Consider the following 17,425-nt stretch of genomic DNA (forward strand, 5'->3'; position numbering starts at 1 on the left):
TGAAGAATAGTGCTTAGGACGCAGGCAGGATCACCTTGTCGATGACGTGGATCACGCCGTTGCTTGTCTCGATATCGGCCTGAACAACGTTGGCGTCATTGACCATCACGCCCGAATCCAGATCGATGGTGATGTCACCACCCTGAACGGTCGCAGCGGTCATGTCGTCGGACAGATCGCCCGACATCACTTTGCCCGGCACGACGTGGTAGGTCAGGACCGCCACAAGCTGATCTTTGTTCTCCGGCTTCAGCAGGTCCGCAACCGTGCCTTCGGGCAGCGCTGCAAAGGCTTCATCGGTCGGGGCAAACACGGTGAACGGGCCCTCGCCCTTCAGCGTATCCACCAGCTCGGCTGCCTGAACAGCTGCAACAAGGGTTTCAAAGCTTCCGGCGGCGACGGCGGTGTCGACAATGTCTTTGCCGTGGCCATCGGCCATGGCGGATGTGCTCAGAAGGATCGAAGCAACACTGACGGCGGCGAATTTGCGAAACATAACGTAGTCTCCCTGGTTTGGGATGCTCTCAGCAGCATCAACCGGGATACGCGGGGCGCATGGAACAGATCACATGAAACGCGCAAAGAATTGGCTTGAAAACTGGCGAAGCCGGGCTAAGCCCGAGCCATTTCAGATTTCCACTAAAAAATATGTGATTTTGTTTGGGTCAAAGACCTTCGAATTCGCAAAGGATGTGCACATCCATGCCCATCTCTTCCAGAACCTTGCGCCCGCCAAGCTCGGGCAGGTCGATGATGAAAGCGCAAGAAACGATTTCGCCACCCAGACGTTCGATCAGCTTGATCCCGGCCGCCGCAGTGCCGCCTGTCGCCAGCAGGTCGTCGACCACCAGGATTTTCTCGCCGGGCAGAATGGCGTCATCGTGGATCTCGACAATCGCCTCGCCGTATTCCAATTTGTAATCCTGACTGATGGTGGTGCCGGGCAGTTTGCCCTTTTTGCGGATCGGCACAAAACCGACGCTAAGCTGGTGCGCGATGGCACCGCCCAGAATGAACCCGCGCGCTTCCAGCCCCACAACCTTGTCGATCCGTTCACCCGCGTAGGGGTGCAGCATCTGGTCGATGGCCATGCGAAACCCGCGGGGATCGGCAAACAGGGTCGTCACATCGCGGAACATGATCCCTTCATGGGGGAAATCGACGATGGTCCGGATGTAATCTTTGACCGTCTTGTTTCTGGACATGAGGCAACCCTTTGGCGTCAAAACACGCCGGGCTGTTTGGCCCATCGGGGTCAGTCATGCAAGAAAAGAATACCGCCTGCGCCTATTTGCGGCGGTCCGGGGACGCCTTCGGCAAACCGTAATATCGGTACAGCGCAGCGGGCAACCACGACAAGTGTGGTTTGCGCCAGTTGCGCTGATCTCGCAAAAGAAATGCCTGAGCAGTATGAAGGTTCATTGCCATAATCCTATTTTTGTTGTTATGTGCCCGATATCTACAACCTCTATGCCATGTATATACATTGCATCGCAAAGAGATTCAAGGTTCAGACGGGAAAAAGACGCGTGGCAAAGAAAGACGGTAAGGGTTCCACCAAGAAAAACAGTCAGTTGGTCTTGCGTCTGGACAAAGATGAACGCGATGCTTTTGTTGAATTGTGCAAAGAGCTCGACACCTCGGCAGCGCGCGAAATCCGCCGCTTTATTCGCGGTTTCATGAAGGAAAACGCCGAGGAATAGGTCAGGCGGGACGGCGCAGTACCGCGGTTGCGATCCCCATTCCGATCAGCGCGATCCCTCCGGCGCGTGTCAGGGCGGTAATCACGTCCGCGCGTCCGATCATCACGCGCAACCGGTCGGCCAACAGCGCATAGGCCAGCGCATTCAGCGCGGCAAGGCCGACGAATGTGCCGATCAGGATAACGAATTGCGGACCCAGAGGCTCGGCGGGGCGCAGGAACTGGGGCACAAAGGCAATGAAGAACGCAATGGATTTGGGGTTCAGCGCGGTCACTGCGGCAGCGTGACCAAAGACGCCTCGGGCGGTTACATCGCGCCCGGTCTCTACCGGGGTCAATCCGCCAGACGGTGCGCTGCGCAGCAGCTTTAGCCCTAACCAGACCAGATAGACCGCTCCGACCCATTTCAGGACGGTGAATAACGTCGCCGAGGCCAGAACCAGCGCGCCCAGCCCCAAAAGCGAGGCCGTCATTGCAATCAGATCACCCAGCGCAACCCCGGTGGCCGAGGCCACGGCGACGCTGCGCCCCTTGGACAGCGCGTAGCTGAGGACCAGCAACACCGTTGGTCCAGGGATCAGCAGCAGCGCAGTTGATGCGGCGACAAAGGCCAGCCAGAGTTCGAAAGACATGGTTCACCCGGTTTTGTGCAAACCGCAGCAAGCCCATTTGGCGCGCTGGGGTCAAGAGTTTTGCTGTGAGCGCCACAACATTAACCCTAGATTAAGCTTGGCGTATGTTTCTTGAATCTGGCAAACCGGCCCCCAGACTAAGGGCATCACTGCATTCGGCGGAGTCATCGATGAACCAAACTCAAAAAGTAGGGCAGGGCACCGCGCCAAGCGATGCGCCCGGTACGCGTCGCGTGATCCGGCTGTTTGTCACCTTGTTTGCTTTGGTCGCCGTTCTGTATCTGGCTGCTGTCGGATACATGTACGTCAATCAACGCAACTTGCTGTTCAAACCGATGGGGGATTTGCCAGAACCCGGCGCAATCGGGTTGGCGGATGTGGACGTCATTTCATTGCCCATGTCGGATGGAACCGAACTGACCGCATGGTCAGCGCCGCCAGTCACCGAAGATGCGCCAACCGTGTTGTTTTTCCACGGTCAGGGCGGCAATCTGGGCGATCGGGCTGAGCGCCTTCGGGAAATCCTCAACAGCGGCTACGGACTGCTTGCGCCCAGCTATCGCGGCTATCCCGGCAGCGCAGGTGAGCCGTCCGAGGTGGCGTTCGTGTCGGATGGGCTGGAACTGTTCGACTGGCTGAACGATCAGGGCAAACCCGTCGTTTTGCATGGCCAAAGCCTGGGCACGGGAGTCGCGGCGGCCGTTGCGGCGCAGCGTCCAGCGGCCGAGTTGCTCGTGCTTGAAGCCCCATTTACCGCAACCGTTGACGTGGCGGGTGAGCGTTACCCGTGGCTGCCGATCAAAGCGTTGATGAAGGACCATTTCGCCACCCGTGATATCATCGCGGATATCGAGGTCCCAACGCTGATCTTCCACGGCTCGGCGGATACGGTCGTTCCTTCCCATCACGGACAGGCTTTGGCGTCACTGGCCGAGGATCCGGCCAGCCTGTATCTGATCATCGGTGGAACACATGATGATTTGTGGTCACATGGGCTGTGGCAGGTGGTTCAGGACACGCTGCCCCAGCCCTGAGCGCATCAAAGCACTCGCCCGGCCACCGCGTCCAGCTTGGACAGCATGACCAGATCGCGCTTTTCCGGGGCCGTAAGGATCGCATATTCCAATGCCCGGTCACATCCGTGCGGGCAGGGCACGCGCACGGCCCCCAACAAGGATGGCAAACCTTTGACCAACGCCTGTCCCTTTTCGGCATTGCCGGTCAGGGTTGCGATGATGGCGGTGACATCAACCTCGCCATGGTCCGGGTGCCAGCTGTCATAATCTGTCACCATTGCGATGGAGGCATAGCAAAGCTCGGCCTCACGGGCGAGTTTCGCCTCGGGCATATTGGTCATTCCGATGACATCACAGCCCCATTGCTCGCGGTACATTTTGGATTCGGCCAGAGATGAGAATTGTGGCCCCTCCATCGCCAGATAGGTTCCGCCGCGATGGATGTTGATACCTGCAGCCTTACCGGCGGTCTCACACGCATCGCTCAGCCGCGGGCAAGTGGGGTGGGCAACGCTGACATGCGCAACGCATCCGGTGCCAAAGAAGCTTTTCTCGCGTGCAAACGTCCGGTCGATGAACTGATCGACGATCACAAAATCGCCCGGAGCCATATGCTCGCGAAACGATCCACAGGCCGAGACCGAGATCACATCCGTCACGCCCAAGCGTTTCAGCGCATCGATATTGGCGCGATAGGGCACTTCGGTGGGCGAATGCACATGCCCGCGCCCGTGGCGGGGTAGAAAGGCCATCTCGACCCCATCCAGCGATCCGGTCAGGATCTGATCGGACGGTGCGCCCCATGGCGTTTCGACCGTGACCCATTGCGCGTTTTGCAGGCCATCGATGTCATAAATACCCGATCCTCCGATCACGGCGATTTTTGTTTGGGTCACGTTCGGCCTCCGCACTGAATTTCTGATACCCGAGTTCTGCGACCCGGCGATCAAATTGGCAAGTGCAGTCAACTGTTTGTGTCTTGTGCACGTGTCCTAAGGGTGAAGTTATGCAAGAAATGCATAGCGGGTTCCCGTTAATGTGGTATCTCAGCCCGGGCTTAACCGGTAGAAGGCCCCCTTCGCGCGAACATAACGACCCACAGGACCGTCTCATGCCCCGAGCCATGCTGGCAAGCTTTGCCAACCGTATAGCCAAACCCGATCTGCGTTGGGTTCCGGACGAGGGGCTGACCGTCTCGCGCCTGCGGATCGAGCTGTTGTCGGGTCTGACGGTGGCACTGGCGCTGGTGCCCGAAGCGGTGGCGTTTGCCTTTGTTGCGGGTGTGCACCCGCTGGTCGGCCTGTACGCGGCGTTCTTGGTCGGTCTGATCACGGCTCTGATCGGTGGTCGCCCGGGCATGATTTCGGGCGCAACGGGTGCCTTGGCCGTTGTGATGGTGGCACTGGTGGCGCAACACGGGGTGGAATACCTGTTCGCGACTGTGGTTCTGATGGGTATTTTGCAGGTCATCGCCGGTGCCATGCATTGGGGCCGGTTCATTCGCCTTGTGCCGCACCCGGTGATGCTGGGCTTTGTGAACGGTCTGGCCATCGTGATCTTTCTGGCGCAGATGGGCCAGTTCAAAGTGCCCGGTTCCATGGAAAACACCGGCCATGGGATGAGCGGGGGCGAGTGGCTCTCGGGCGCGCAGCTGTATACCATGCTGGGCCTTGTGGCGCTGACCATGGCGGTGATCTGGGTGATGCCTCGGATCACGCGCATCATTCCTGCGCCACTGGCCGGTATTCTGGTGGTTGCGGCGCTGGTGATCGGCTTTGGCCTGGACGTGCCGCGCGTCGGCGATCTGGCCTCGATCGAAGGCGGGCTGCCCGCGTTCCACATCCCGATGGTGCCTTTGAACTGGGAAACACTTGAAATCATCCTGCCCTATGCCGTCATTCTGGCTGCCATCGGCCTGATCGAATCCCTGCTGACGCTGAACCTTGTGGGTGAAATCACCGGCAAACGAGGCGGAGCTTCGCAGGAATGTATCGCTCAGGGCGCATCGAACATTGTCACCGGTTTCTTTGGCGGCATGGGTGGTTGCGCGATGATCGGTCAGTCGATGATCAACGTGAAATCCGGTGGCCGAACCCGGATCGCGGGCATCGCGGCCGCCCTGTTCCTGCTGATCTTCATCGTGTTTGCCTCGAAGCTGATCGAGCAAATCCCGCTGGCCGCACTAGTGGGCGTGATGTTCATGGTGGTAATCGGCACCTTCGCCTGGAACTCGTTCAAGATCATGCGCAAGGTCCCTGCCATGGACGCCTTTGTGATCGTTCTGGTGACTGTCGTGACCGTGATGGAAGACCTTGCGGTTGCCGTTGTGGTCGGTGTGATCGTCTCGGCGCTTGCTTATGCCTGGAACAATGCCAAGCGCATCCATGCGGTCACGCGCGACTCCGAAACCGAGAAAGGCGCAAAGGTCTACGAAATCCAGGGCCCGCTGTTTTTTGGCTCGTCAGACGGCTTTGTTGAGTTGTTCGATGTGCCCAACGATCCCGACACGGTGATCGTGGACTTCGCCGAAAGCCGGGTCGTCGATCAGTCCGCCCTGCAGGCCATCGAGAACATTGCCGGTAAATATGAGGCCGCAGGCAAGCGCGTGATGCTGCGCCATCTCAGCCACGACTGCCACAAACTGCTGAACAAGGCGGGCCACCTGATGGTGGATAGCGACGATGACCCGGATTATGGCCTTGCCGTCGACTATTCTGTTCGCACGGGCATTCTGGGCGGGCACTGAGTCTTTATGCGAGGCTCTGCCTCGCGCTCCGGGATATTTAGGGCCAGATGAATGAAGGATCCCTTGCTTCATCTGGCTGGAAATATCCCGGGGGAGGCGCGCGCAGCGCGGCGGGGGCAGAGCCCCAACCCCGTCAATCGTCGGGGCGGTTCAGCGAGAATAGCTCGGTGACCACGGAATAATCCCGATACCCAAGCCGGGCCAGCGGTTTGAATGAGGTCACGTCGAATTTCCCGTCGCGGATGTGGTCGTCGTGGAGGTGGATGCCTGTGACCTCGCCGAATACAACCCTGTTGGCTTCGCCCGGCAGGGTGACAATCTTGGTCAGTTTACATTCCAGCGCTGCTGGCGCGCCAGCGACCCGGGCGCATGGGATGGTTTCGCACTCGACAGGTGTCAAACCGGCATGTGCAAACTCGTCGGTCTCTTTTGACAAACCCGCTGAACTTGCGTTCATCGCGTCCTGATGGGCATGGGCGACGACGTTTACGCAAAAAACCTGTGTGGCTTCGATATTCGCAATGCTGTCTTTGCCGCCGTTCTGATCATGCTTGGTGCCGGTGGTTGCAAACATCACCTGTGGCGGCGTGTAGGCGACCCCGTTGAAGAACGAATAAGGGGCCAGATTGTTGATCCCATCCGCATCGCGGGATGAGATCCAGCCGATCGGGCGGGGCGTGATGATGGCATTGAACGGGTTATGCGGCAGGCCGTGGCCGTCTTCGGGGCGATAGAACATCTGATCTCCAAGCGTTTGCCCAAGGCGTAGCGAAGTGCTAGGGCGATTGCCAGCAAGGAAAAGAGGGCAGGCGTGCAGCAATTCGGGATCAGGCCGGAAGAGCCGGACGATTGGTGGGAGGTCGAGGCCCTCTATGACCTGTGCTTTGCGCCGGGGCGCGAGGCGCTGTCGTCCTATCGTCTGCGCGACGATGTCCCTCCGGTTTCCGGGTTATCACTGGTCGCGCGGGACGGGCAGGGCATTCTGGCAGGGGCTATTCGGTTCTGGCCGGTCCATGTGGGTGCGCATGATGCGTTGCTGCTGGGGCCAGTGGCGGTGCACCCGACACATCAGGGTGAAGGGCTTGGCGGATACCTGATCCATGCCGGGGTCGAGGCCGGGCAGACCAAAGGGTGGAAACGGGTCATGCTGGTGGGTGACGCGCCTTATTACGCGCGGTTTGGCTTTGCCCGGTTGAGCGGGGTGGAGATGCCCCCACCGACCAACCCGGACCGAGTTTTGGGTCTGGAATTGCACCCCGATGCGTGGGTCGGTGTGCGCGGCCCCGTTACACGCTGGATGCGCTGAGCTATTGAAACCGCGCTCGTCAGCCCCGATGTTTCCATGACAGGAGGGCACAGATGCAGGACGTGGTTCTTGTCGAAAATGTAGATGCCGAGGCCGAGCTGGACCGGCTGGCGGAACATTACAAATCCGCTGGTGGGGCCGGAGTGAAACTGCTGAACGCGCTGGGCGGATCGGCGGAGTCTCTGCTGGACCAATTGCCCGACCCTGTGCGTCAGGGCCTGACCGGAGCGACGGAACGGGCGCTGTGGTTGGCGATTCATGCGGCACAGGGTTCGCGTCGCGCAATTCCGGATCAGAAACCCTGGGTCAATACCGCTGTGACAACCGCAATGGGGGCAGCGGGCGGAATGGGCGGTCTGTCCACCGCTTTGATGGAACTGCCTGCAACGACTGCGATGCTACTGCGCTCTATTCAGGGGGCGGCGGCGCGGGAAGGCTTTGATCCGGCTGAGGAAAACGTCAAGTTCGATTGCGTTCGGGTTCTGTCGGCGGCTGGACCGCTGTCCTATGATGATGGCGCGGATCTGGGGTTCTTTTCCGTGCGTTTGACGCTGACGGGCCCGGCGATGCAGCGCTTGATTGCTGCTGTGGCACCTCGGCTGTCGATTGCCTTGGGGCAAAAGCTGGCGGCGCAGTCTGTACCGGTGCTGGGCGCCTTGGCCGGAGGCGGCACCAATTACGTCTATACACGCTACTACCAGCAGATCGCTCATGTGCATTTCGGCCTGCGCCGACTGGCCATTGACGCCGATATTCCACATGACGAACTGGTGCGGAAACTGTCGGCCAGAATGTAGGCCAATCCGCCTGTTCCTTGGCTTGAGCGTCATTATGTGGTATCCAGACACGTAAGGGCCGCAAAATAGGATAAAAAACCGGCGGTCTGGCAGACAGGCATGACCCTCATGGCGGAAGGGATTGGCAGCGATAAATGCCCGGCTTTCATCCGATCTGTTGCACGGCACCGGAAATCTTCCGGTTTTGCCGCAGGCAGCCGCCTTGTGCTACCGGATCGAGAAAGGGCGGCCTGAAGTTCTTTTGATAACGACGCGCCAAACCCATCGGTGGATCATTCCAAAAGGCTGGCTGATGCAGGGGCTGTCCGAGGCTGAGACCGCCGCGCAGGAAGCCTGGGAAGAAGCCGGTATCATTGGGCGGTGCAGCCCGCAAAAACTGGGGCAATTTCCCTTTGTCAAACTGCGCGCCAGGAAAGGGCCAGCGCTGTGTATGGTGGATGTTTTCCCGCTATACGTAAAATCCGTTGCTCGGAATTTTCCCGAGAAAGGGCAGCGCAGGCGAGAGTGGTTCTCGCCCAAAAAAGCGGCCGCAAAGGTTGCGTCACCTGAACTTGCCGCGATTTTGCGCGACTTTAAGCCTCGGCTGCATTGAAGGGCGGCCAGAGGGGCTTGATATTGCCTTGTCGGTCGGTATCTATTCGGCAATCGATTTTTGGACGGACCATGATTCAATACGCATTGAAATGCCGTGAAGGCCACACTTTCGAAAGTTGGTTTCAGTCAGCGGAAGCGTATGACAAGCTTGCGGCGGCGGGGCTTGTGACATGTGCCGTTTGTGGCAGCGCGCAGGTGGAGAAGGCGATCATGACGCCGCGCGTTCGTCCTGCACGCAGCGCTGCGAAACAGCCAGAGGCTCCGGCGCCGGCGCAGAACGATGTCAGCGTGGCAACCCCCGCGCCCGATGTCCAAAAGGTGCTGGCTGAGTTGCGGCGCAAGGTCGAGGAAAACTCGGATTACGTAGGCAAGGATTTTGCCAGCGAGGCGCGGAAAATCCATCTTGGCGAAGCGCCGGATCGGGCGATCTATGGTGAGGCCAAACCGGATGAGGCGAAGGCCCTGATCGAAGATGGTGTACCAGTTGCGCCGCTTCCTTTTGTTCCCAGCAGAAAGACCAACTGAGACATGCATATCCTGATTACCGGGGCCAATCGGGGTATCGGAAAAGCGCTGGCAGATCAGTATCGTAACGACGGCCATCAGGTGACGGGGACGGCGCGGGACGACAGTGCCGAAATGCGTCTGGACGTGTCTGACCCCGCGCACCACAGCGCCATGGCGGACCGTTTGCAGGGACAGCCGGTGGATCTGCTGATCTGCAATGCAGGGGTCTATCTGGACAAGGGGCAGGGCATTGATGGCTACCCGGCCGAGATGTGGGCGCAGAGCTTTGCGACAAATGTGACCGGTGTGTTTCTGACCGTTCAGGCGCTGTTGCCGAACCTGCGTGCGGCGCGGGGTCGGATTGCGATCATTTCATCTCAGATGGCGTCACACACACGTGCGCCGGGCGGTAGCTATATCTACCGGTCTTCCAAAGCCGCTGTGCTGAACCTGGGCCGGAACCTGGCCACCGATCTGCGCTCGGACGGTATTGCGGTTGGAATTTATCACCCCGGCTGGGTCAAGACGGATATGGGCGGATCGGCCGCAGACATCCATTTGGATCAGGCCGTATCCGGCCTGATTGACCGTTTCGACAGCTTGTCGCTGGATACATCGGGGTGTTTTGAAACCTATGACGGGCAGGCGCACGCCTACTGAGTGTTCAGGGCCGCCTTGGGCAGTTCGTAAACCTCACCGGGTTCGATGAAGATCACCAGCAAATCGCCGCGGGTCTCATAGGTGAGTTTCGAGGTTGAGCTGCTGGAATCGGGAATGCCATCGGTGAAATAGATGTTGCGCACCTCGCCATTGCCCAGACCAACGGCAAGTGTTGCGCTGCCATCGTCGCGCCGGCGCAGTTCGGCATTGCAGGTTTTCAGCGGATCTCCGGCGTTTGCGGCGCATGGGATTGTGCCCAATGCGTTCTGACCATCGGTTCCAGCCAGGCTTGTAACCTGAGCCGTGGCGGCAGAGGACAAAAGGGCGAAGGCAGCGGCAAGACGGAGCATGAATAACCTCTTGGAATGATTGCGATGCGCAGGCTGACACCGCGCCTGCCCATTGTAAAGCGGCCCTGCGTCGCAGGCAAAGCCTGTTTGCGCCCTTGCCCTTGTTCCCCCCCTCGCATATGAGGCACGGAACCATAAGTCCAAGGCGCGGAGACACCAGCCCCCATGCCCGTACTCGTAATGAAATTCGGCGGCACATCGGTCGCCAACCTTGACCGCATCCGCCGCGCTGCAAAACGCGTGGGCGTCGAAGTGGCCAAGGGATACGACGTGATCGTCATCGTTTCGGCCATGTCCGGAAAGACCAATGAGCTTGTGGGTTGGGTCAACGAAACCTCGCCCCTGTTTGACGCGCGCGAATATGATGCCGTGGTGTCCTCGGGTGAAAACGTGACCGCTGGCCTGATGGCATTGACCTTGCAGGAAATGGATATTCCGGCGCGCAGTTGGCAGGGCTGGCAGGTGCCGCTGCTGACCAACGGGGCGCATTCCGCCGCCCGGATCGAGGAAATTCCGACCGATAACCTGAACCAGAAGTTTGGTGAGGGCATGAAGGTTGCCGTTGTGGCCGGGTTTCAGGGCATCAGCCCGGAAGGCCGTATCACAACGCTGGGTCGCGGTGGGTCGGACACGACCGCTGTGGCCTTCGCCGCCGCGTTTGATGCCGAGCGCTGCGATATCTACACGGATGTGGACGGCGTCTACACGACCGACCCGCGCATCTGTGAAAAGGCGCGCAAGCTGGACCGGATTTCGTTCGAGGAGATGCTGGAACTTGCCTCGCTGGGCGCAAAGGTTCTGCAAACCCGCTCGGTCGAGCTGGCGATGCGCTATAAGGTGAAATTACGCGTTCTCTCAAGCTTTGAGGAACAATCCGACGAGGCCGGTACACTGGTCTGCGACGAGGAGGATATCATGGAATCCAATGTTGTGGCCGGTGTGGCCTATTCCCGCGACGAAGCCAAGATGACCGTTGTATCGGTGGCCGACCGCCCCGGTATCGCCTCGATCATCTTCACTGCGCTCAGCGATGAGGGCGTGAATGTGGACATGATCGTGCAGAACATCTCGGACGAGGGGCGCACAGACATGACCTTCTCGTGCCCGACCGATCAGGTGGCCCGTGCCGAAAAGGCGCTGCTGGCGATCAAGGAAAAGGGCGAGCTGAACTATGCCGAACTGGTTGCGGATAACGATGTCTGCAAGGTCTCGGTTGTGGGAATCGGTATGCGCTCGCAATCGGGTGTGGCGGCCAAGATGTTCAAGGTGCTCTCGGATGAGGGGATCAACATCAAGGTTATTACAACCTCTGAGATTAAAATTTCCGTGCTGGTCGACAGGAAATACATGGAACTTGCGGTTCAGGCACTGCATGATGCCTTTGAACTGGACAAGGCGGCCTAAGCTGATCGGCCAAAGGTTTCGCCTGACACGCTAATTTGGGTGGGCCATGGCGGACGGCACCGAAACAGAATCCCGCAAGCTGCTGGGGCGGCTGCGCGAAGAAATGGCGAGCGAGGCCGCCGGTCAGGAACGTCTTGACCGGATCACGCAACTGATTGCGGACAGCATTCAGCGCGAGGTGTGCTCGATCTATCTGTTCCGGGACGAAGAAACCCTTGAGCTTTGCGCAACCGAAGGTCTGTCGCCCGAGGCGGTTCACAAGACCCGTATGCGGCTGGGCGAAGGTCTGGTGGGGCGCGTCGCCAAATCCGGCAAAGTGGTGAATACGGCCGATGCGCCGTCGGCCAAGGGCTTCCGTTTCATGCCCGAAACCGGCGAGGAGCGGTATTCCTCGTTTGTGGGTGTCCCGGTGCAGCGGCTTGGTCAGAAGCTGGGCGTGCTGGTCGTGCAATCCCGCGAGGCGCGCGAGTTTTCCTCGGACGAGGTATATGCGCTGGAAGTTGTCGCCATGGTACTGGCCGAAATGGCCGAACTTGGCGCCTTTGTCGGCGAGGGCGCGGCCCTGTCGCCGTTGCACCAGCAATCTGTTCTGCTGCGGGGCGGACCGGCGCAGGAAGGGGCGGCGGAAGGCCATGTCTGGCTGCACGAACCCCGCGTGGTGGTCACCAACCCGATTGCCGACGATCCGCATCGCGAGCGTGAACGTCTGGTCGAAGCGGTCGAAGAACTGCGTGTTGGCGTCGACAAGATGCTCGAGATTTCTCAGGGCGGCGACTCGGATCAGTTAAAGGTGCTGGAAGCCTATCGGATGTTTGCGAACTCCAAAGGCTGGATGCGCCGGATGGAAGAGGACATCGCGCTTGGCCTCAGCGCCGAGGCAGCGGTGGAAAAGGAACAATCGCAGGCCCGTGCCCGTATGGGTCAGGTGACCGACCCGTATCTGCGGGAACGGCTGGCCGATCTGGATGACCTCAGCAACCGGTTGCTGCGCATTCTGACAGGGCAGGGCAAAACCGACAGTTCCGACCTGCCGCCCGATCCGATTCTGGTGGCGCGCAACATCGGCCCTGGTGATCTGTTGGAATATGGCCGCTCGCTGAAAGGTATCGTGCTGGAAGAAGGATCTGTCGGCAGTCACGCGACCATTGTGGCGCGGGCCTTGGCGATTCCGTTGGTCGTGCATGTGGGTCGGATCACGACCGAGGCTTTGAACGGAGATCATGTCCTTGTCGATGGCGATCAGGGGGTGGTGCACCTGCGCCCCGAGGACACTGTAGTCAGCGCCTTCCGCGACAAGATCGCAATGCAGGCCAAAGCGCAGGAACGCTATGCCTCGATCCGGGAAACGCCAACCGTGACGCAGGATGGCGCGCGGATAAATCTGGTCATGAATGCGGGCCTGATGGCGGACCTTCCGTCGCTGGACAATTCGGGCGCAGAAGGCGTGGGGCTGTTTCGGACCGAGTTGCAGTTTCTGGTCCGCAACCAGATGCCCAAACGGTCCGAACTGGTGACGCAATACAAGCGCGTGCTGGATGCGGCGGGCGACAAGCGTGTGGTGTTCCGCACGCTCGACATCGGCTCGGACAAGGTTCTGCCTTACATGAAACACGTGGCCGAGCCGAACCCGGCACTGGGCTGGCGCGCGATCCGCGTTGGGCTGGACAAACGCGGCGTGATGCGGATGCAGTTGCAGGCGCTGATCCGCGCTGCAAACGGGCGGCCGCTGACGATCATGTTTCCCTTCGTTGCGCAGGCCGATGAATTCCGCGAGGCCCGGTGGGAAGTCAACAAGACCATCGAGCGGGAAAAGCGTCTGGGTCACGTGCTGCCCGAAACGCTGGAAGTAGGCGCGATGCTGGAAACGCCCTCGCTGGGCTTTGCGCCGCAGAAATTCTTTGACGAGGTCGATTTCATCTCGATCGGCGGCAATGATCTGAAGCAGTTTTTCTTTGCTGCCGACCGCGAAAACGAACTGGTCCGCCGCCGTTATGACACGCTGAATGTCAGCTTCCTCAGCTTTATCGAGCGTATCGTCGAACGCTGCGATATCTCGGACACCCCGCTCAGCTTCTGTGGTGAGGATGCCGGGCGTCCGGTCGAGGCGCTGTGTCTTGCGGCCATGGGGATTCGGACCTTGTCGATGCGTCCAGCTTCGATCGGGCCGGTCAAAACCCTTCTTCTGCGCTCGAACCTGCAGGATGTGCGCAAGATCATCGCGGATGCGCGCCACAGGGGTGAGCAATCCGTAAGGCCATCGGTGATGGAGTGGCTGCGTAACCAGCCATAGGTGGAAAACCTGTCGCATTCCGCAAATCCAAGCTTGATTTTTCTGCGCGGCCTTTCTATTGACGCCCTAAATGTTAGCGATAACAGTTTCGCGTTTTGGGCGCTTCGTGCCGAAAAAGCCGGTCGTGCTAAGCTGACGACAGAGAATTCGAAAGGAACCTTGCCATGGTGTCTCGCGTAATTCCGGTGGATCCGTTCGACCTGGTGCTGTTTGGTGCGACAGGCGACCTGGCGCAGCGGAAGATCATTCCGGGCCTCTATCATCGGTTCCAGGTGGGCCAGATGCCGGAAGACGCCAGGATCATCGGCACAGCGCGGTCAGATATGGACAGCGCCGCGTTCCGGGATCAGGTGCGCAAATCGATGGACGAATTCGCGCCCGGCTTTGACAAGGCCACGCTGGACCGCTTTCTTGAGCGGGTCGAATATGTCCCCGTGGACGCTCTGGGCGCGGCGGGCTGGGATGATCTAAAGTCCGCTTTGCGCGAGGATGTGGTCCGCGCGTTCTATCTGTCGGTGGGGCCAAGCCTGTTTTCGGGGATCGCAAAGCGCCTTCAGGATCAGGGCCTTGCGACACCCGACAGCCGTATCGTGGTGGAAAAGCCGTTTGGTCATGACCTGGCCTCGGCCAAGGCGCTGAACGAAGGTCTGCGCGCCTGTTTCGAGGAGCATCAGATTTACCGCATCGACCATTATCTGGGTAAGGAAACGGTGCAGAACCTGATGGCGCTGCGCTTTGCCAATTCGCTGTTCGAGCCGCTCTGGAACTCGACCCATATTGATCATGTGCAGATCACCGTGGCCGAAACTGTGGGGGTCGAAGGGCGCGGCGCGTATTACGACCAGTCCGGCGCCATGCGGGACATGATCCAGAACCACCTTGTGCAGCTTTTGTGTCTGACCGCGATGGAACCCCCCTCGAAGTTTTCGCCAAACTCGGTGCGCGACGAAAAGGTCAAGGTGATCGAGGCGTTGGAGCCGGTTGATGCCAAAGACATCGCACGCGGCCAGTACCGTGCGGATAAGGGCGAGGGCGGATATGTCGACCACGTCGGCGATCCGGCCAGCCGCACCGAAAGTTTCATCGCGCTCAAGGTCCATCTGGGCAACTGGCGCTGGGCCGGGGTACCGTTTTACCTGCGCACGGGCAAACGGCTGCGGGCGCGCGAATCCGAGATTGCGGTGTTCTTCCGCGACCCGCCCCATACGATTTTCCCCAATGTCGGCCCTTTACGCGGCAATGTACTGGTGATCCGCCTGCAACCGGATGAAGGCATCACCCTGCGTACCACGATCAAAGACCCGGGTCCGGGCGGCTTCCGCCTGTCCGACGTCTCGCTGGATATGAGCTTTGCCGACGCGCTGGGCGACGATGCCAGCGCCCCGGACGCCTACGAGCGCTTGATTATGGACGTCATCCGTGGCGACCAGACCTTGTTCATGCGGGGGGACGAGGCCGAGGCCGCCTGGGCCTGGGTCGATCCCATCATTCAGGGGTGGGAACAACGCGGCGACCGCCCGTCACGCTATGATCAGGGCAGTTCGGGGCCGGAAGAAGCACTGATGCTGATGCATCGCGATGGACGCCGCTGGCGTCAGATCGGAGGTTAGGAATGGTTCACACCGTCATCAAGGACGTCACCCAGCGGATCATCGACCGCAGCGCCGACCTGCGTGGCCCGCATCTGGAACGGATGGAGCAGGCCAAATCCAAGGGGCCCGCGCGGGGTCATCTGTCCTGCAGCGGTCAGGCCCATGCCTATGCGGGGGCGGGCACAGACCAGCAGGCTATGGCCACAGGTACGGCGGGCAATCTGGGTATCGTGACCGCCTATAACGACATGCTGTCGGCTCACCAGCCGTTTGAACGTTACCCCGAGCTGATCCGTCAGGCCATTCGCGCCGCAGGCGGAACCGCTCAGGTCGCAGGCGGTGTGCCCGCCATGTGCGATGGCGTCACCCAAGGCGAGGCGGGGATGGAACTGTCCCTGTTCTCGCGCGACGTGATCGCTTTGGCGACCGGAGTGTCGCTCAGCCACAACACCTATGATGCGGCTGTATTCCTTGGTGTCTGTGACAAAATCGTCCCCGGTCTTGTGATCGGCGCACAAGCGTTTGGTCATTTGCCCGCGGTGTTCCTGCCTGCCGGTCCGATGACCAGTGGCTTGCCGAATGATGAAAAGGCCAAGGTTCGCCAGAAATTCGCTGCAGGAGAGGTTGGTCGCGAAGAACTCATGGCCGCTGAAATGGCCGCCTATCACGGCCCCGGCACCTGCACCTTTTACGGCACTGCCAACACCAACCAGATGCTGATGGAGTTCATGGGCCTGCACCTGCCGGGCTCCAGCTTCATCAATCCAAACACGCCGCTGCGCGATGCCCTGACCGAAGAGGGCGCGCGCCGTGCGCTGTCGCTTAGCGCTTTGGGCAATCACTATACGCCAGTGTGCCAGATCCTGGATGAACGCGCCTTTGTGAACGGGATCGTGGGTCTTATGGCTACCGGTGGATCCACGAACCTGCTGATCCACCTGATCGCTATGGCCCGCGCGGGTGGTATCGTGCTGGACTGGCAGGATTTCTCGGACGTCTCCGCCGTGGTCCCCTTGGTTGCGCGGGTTTACCCCAACGGTCTGGCCGACGTGAACCACTTCCACGCCGCCGGAGGGTTGGGCTACACCATCGGCACCTTGCTCGAGGATGGCCTGCTGCATCCCGACACACTGACAGTCGCTGGGCAGGGCCTGCACAACTACACCAAAGAACCCAAGCTGATCGGCGGAGAATTGACGTGGCAAGACGGCACGGGCCACAGCCTGAACGAAAAGATCGTCCGTTCAGCCAAGGACCCGTTCCAACCCACCGGAGGCCTGTCGCGCCTGACCGGTAATCTGGGCACCGGGGTCATGAAAGTGTCTGCCGTCGCGCCTGAACATCAGGTGGTCGAAGCCCCGGTCCGCGTGTTCCACGATCAGGACGAAGTCAAAGCCGCCTTCAAAGCCGGTGAGTTCACCGATGACGTCATTGTTGTCGTGCGTTTCCAGGGGCCGAAAGCCAATGGCATGCCCGAGCTGCACTCGCTGACCCCGATTCTGTCGATACTGCAGGGGCGCGGACAGAAGGTTGCGCTGGTCACAGATGGCCGCATGTCCGGCGCATCCGGCAAGGTTCCGGCGGCAATCCATGTCTCGCCCGAGGCGCTGGATGGCGGTGCAATCGCATATCTGCAGGATGGCGATCTGGTGCGGGTCGATGCGGTGAAAGGTGAGCTGGAAATCCTCACCGATGGGGTTCTGGACCGGGTGCCTGCGAAGGCCGATCTCTCGGCCAATCAATTTGGTGTCGGGCGCGATCTGTTCGGCACATTCCGCGCCAATGTCGGGTCCGCCGACACCGGTGCCAGCATTTTCGGAGTGTAAGCC

18 protein-coding genes are annotated in these 17,425 nt (G+C 60.0%); 12 read left to right on the forward strand and 6 right to left on the reverse strand.

What is annotated here, in order from left to right; all coding sequences use genetic code 11:
• Nucleotides 1-13 precede the first annotated feature (13 nt).
• Nucleotides 14-496 carry a fasciclin domain-containing protein gene (locus ACR0MO_RS13530; RefSeq protein ID WP_170454213.1) on the reverse strand — a complete coding sequence of 161 codons (483 nt, stop codon included), beginning with the start codon at nucleotides 494-496 and terminating at the stop codon, nucleotides 14-16.
• A 169-nt stretch (nucleotides 497-665) separates the two neighbouring features.
• The gene (locus tag ACR0MO_RS13535) at nucleotides 666-1,205 is read right to left on the reverse strand and encodes an adenine phosphoribosyltransferase (protein ID WP_170454211.1); all 540 of its coding nucleotides are present in this window, start codon (nucleotides 1,203-1,205) and stop codon (nucleotides 666-668) included.
• Between the two features lie 324 nt (nucleotides 1,206-1,529).
• Here ACR0MO_RS13535 and ACR0MO_RS13540 point away from each other — a divergent pair, with 324 nt between their 5' ends.
• Nucleotides 1,530-1,703 (forward strand): hypothetical protein, encoded by a 174-nt coding sequence (locus tag ACR0MO_RS13540; protein WP_170520607.1) that lies wholly within the window; start codon nucleotides 1,530-1,532, stop codon nucleotides 1,701-1,703.
• 1 nt (nucleotide 1,704) lies between these two features.
• Here ACR0MO_RS13540 and ACR0MO_RS13545 read toward each other — a convergent pair whose 3' ends face one another.
• Nucleotides 1,705-2,334: a LysE family translocator gene (locus ACR0MO_RS13545; RefSeq protein WP_480874249.1), complete on the reverse strand. Its 630-nt coding sequence runs from the start codon at nucleotides 2,332-2,334 to the stop codon at nucleotides 1,705-1,707.
• A gap of 170 nt (nucleotides 2,335-2,504) precedes the next feature.
• On the opposite strand from ACR0MO_RS13545, the gene ACR0MO_RS13550 reads away from it, so the two are divergent.
• Nucleotides 2,505-3,368 carry an alpha/beta hydrolase gene (locus tag ACR0MO_RS13550; RefSeq protein WP_480891730.1) on the forward strand — a complete coding sequence of 288 codons (864 nt, stop codon included), beginning with the start codon at nucleotides 2,505-2,507 and terminating at the stop codon, nucleotides 3,366-3,368.
• 5 nt (nucleotides 3,369-3,373) lie between these two features.
• On the opposite strand, the gene ACR0MO_RS13555 is transcribed toward ACR0MO_RS13550, so the two are convergent.
• On the reverse strand, nucleotides 3,374-4,246 hold the full coding sequence (locus ACR0MO_RS13555; RefSeq protein ID WP_480580297.1) for an S-methyl-5'-thioadenosine phosphorylase: 873 nt from the start codon (nucleotides 4,244-4,246) through the stop codon (nucleotides 3,374-3,376).
• Nucleotides 4,247-4,461: 215 nt separating this feature from the next.
• Between ACR0MO_RS13555 and ACR0MO_RS13560 the strand changes: the two genes are divergently transcribed.
• Nucleotides 4,462-6,096, forward strand: coding sequence for a SulP family inorganic anion transporter (locus ACR0MO_RS13560; protein WP_170454204.1), 1,635 nt, complete (start codon nucleotides 4,462-4,464; stop codon nucleotides 6,094-6,096).
• 133 nt (nucleotides 6,097-6,229) lie between these two features.
• Here ACR0MO_RS13560 and ACR0MO_RS13565 read toward each other — a convergent pair whose 3' ends face one another.
• Nucleotides 6,230-6,835, reverse strand: coding sequence for a flavin reductase family protein (locus ACR0MO_RS13565; RefSeq protein WP_170454202.1), 606 nt, complete (start codon nucleotides 6,833-6,835; stop codon nucleotides 6,230-6,232).
• Nucleotides 6,836-6,907: 72 nt separating this feature from the next.
• On the opposite strand from ACR0MO_RS13565, the gene ACR0MO_RS13570 reads away from it, so the two are divergent.
• The 5 genes from ACR0MO_RS13570 to ACR0MO_RS13590 all read left to right on the forward strand — a co-directional run bounded on the left by ACR0MO_RS13570 (nucleotide 6,908) and on the right by ACR0MO_RS13590 (nucleotide 9,960).
• Nucleotides 6,908-7,402, forward strand: coding sequence for a GNAT family N-acetyltransferase (locus ACR0MO_RS13570; RefSeq protein ID WP_480891734.1), 495 nt, complete (start codon nucleotides 6,908-6,910; stop codon nucleotides 7,400-7,402).
• A gap of 53 nt (nucleotides 7,403-7,455) precedes the next feature.
• Nucleotides 7,456-8,199, forward strand: a complete 744-nt coding sequence (locus ACR0MO_RS13575; protein WP_480891736.1) for an EcsC family protein — start codon at nucleotides 7,456-7,458, stop codon at nucleotides 8,197-8,199.
• A gap of 121 nt (nucleotides 8,200-8,320) precedes the next feature.
• A complete protein-coding gene (locus ACR0MO_RS13580) occupies nucleotides 8,321-8,791 on the forward strand; it encodes an NUDIX hydrolase (RefSeq protein WP_480891739.1) in 471 nt (156 codons plus the stop codon).
• A 71-nt stretch (nucleotides 8,792-8,862) separates the two neighbouring features.
• On the forward strand, nucleotides 8,863-9,318 hold the full coding sequence (locus ACR0MO_RS13585) for a DUF1178 family protein (protein ID WP_170454195.1): 456 nt from the start codon (nucleotides 8,863-8,865) through the stop codon (nucleotides 9,316-9,318).
• 3 nt (nucleotides 9,319-9,321) lie between these two features.
• Nucleotides 9,322-9,960, forward strand: a complete 639-nt coding sequence (locus ACR0MO_RS13590) for an SDR family NAD(P)-dependent oxidoreductase (RefSeq protein WP_170623707.1) — start codon at nucleotides 9,322-9,324, stop codon at nucleotides 9,958-9,960.
• Here the strand turns inward: ACR0MO_RS13590 and ACR0MO_RS13595 are convergent.
• A complete protein-coding gene (locus ACR0MO_RS13595; RefSeq protein ID WP_170454191.1) occupies nucleotides 9,954-10,310 on the reverse strand; it encodes a hypothetical protein in 357 nt (118 codons plus the stop codon). The two genes, ACR0MO_RS13590 and ACR0MO_RS13595, sit on opposite strands and share 7 nt — an antisense overlap.
• A gap of 165 nt (nucleotides 10,311-10,475) precedes the next feature.
• Here ACR0MO_RS13595 and ACR0MO_RS13600 point away from each other — a divergent pair, with 165 nt between their 5' ends.
• The 4 genes from ACR0MO_RS13600 (at nucleotide 10,476) to edd (ending at nucleotide 17,422) form a co-directional block, all read left to right on the forward strand.
• The gene (locus tag ACR0MO_RS13600; protein ID WP_170454189.1) at nucleotides 10,476-11,714 is read left to right on the forward strand and encodes an aspartate kinase; all 1,239 of its coding nucleotides are present in this window, start codon (nucleotides 10,476-10,478) and stop codon (nucleotides 11,712-11,714) included.
• A 46-nt stretch (nucleotides 11,715-11,760) separates the two neighbouring features.
• A complete protein-coding gene (ptsP, locus tag ACR0MO_RS13605) occupies nucleotides 11,761-14,004 on the forward strand; it encodes a phosphoenolpyruvate--protein phosphotransferase (RefSeq protein ID WP_170454187.1) in 2,244 nt (747 codons plus the stop codon).
• Between the two features lie 164 nt (nucleotides 14,005-14,168).
• On the forward strand, nucleotides 14,169-15,614 hold the full coding sequence (zwf, locus tag ACR0MO_RS13610) for a glucose-6-phosphate dehydrogenase (protein ID WP_170454185.1): 1,446 nt from the start codon (nucleotides 14,169-14,171) through the stop codon (nucleotides 15,612-15,614).
• A gap of 2 nt (nucleotides 15,615-15,616) precedes the next feature.
• Nucleotides 15,617-17,422 carry a phosphogluconate dehydratase gene (gene edd / locus ACR0MO_RS13615; RefSeq protein WP_170454183.1) on the forward strand — a complete coding sequence of 602 codons (1,806 nt, stop codon included), beginning with the start codon at nucleotides 15,617-15,619 and terminating at the stop codon, nucleotides 17,420-17,422.
• Nucleotides 17,423-17,425 lie beyond the last annotated feature (3 nt).

The sequence above is a fragment of the Ruegeria sp. K5 genome, assembly GCF_056531805.1.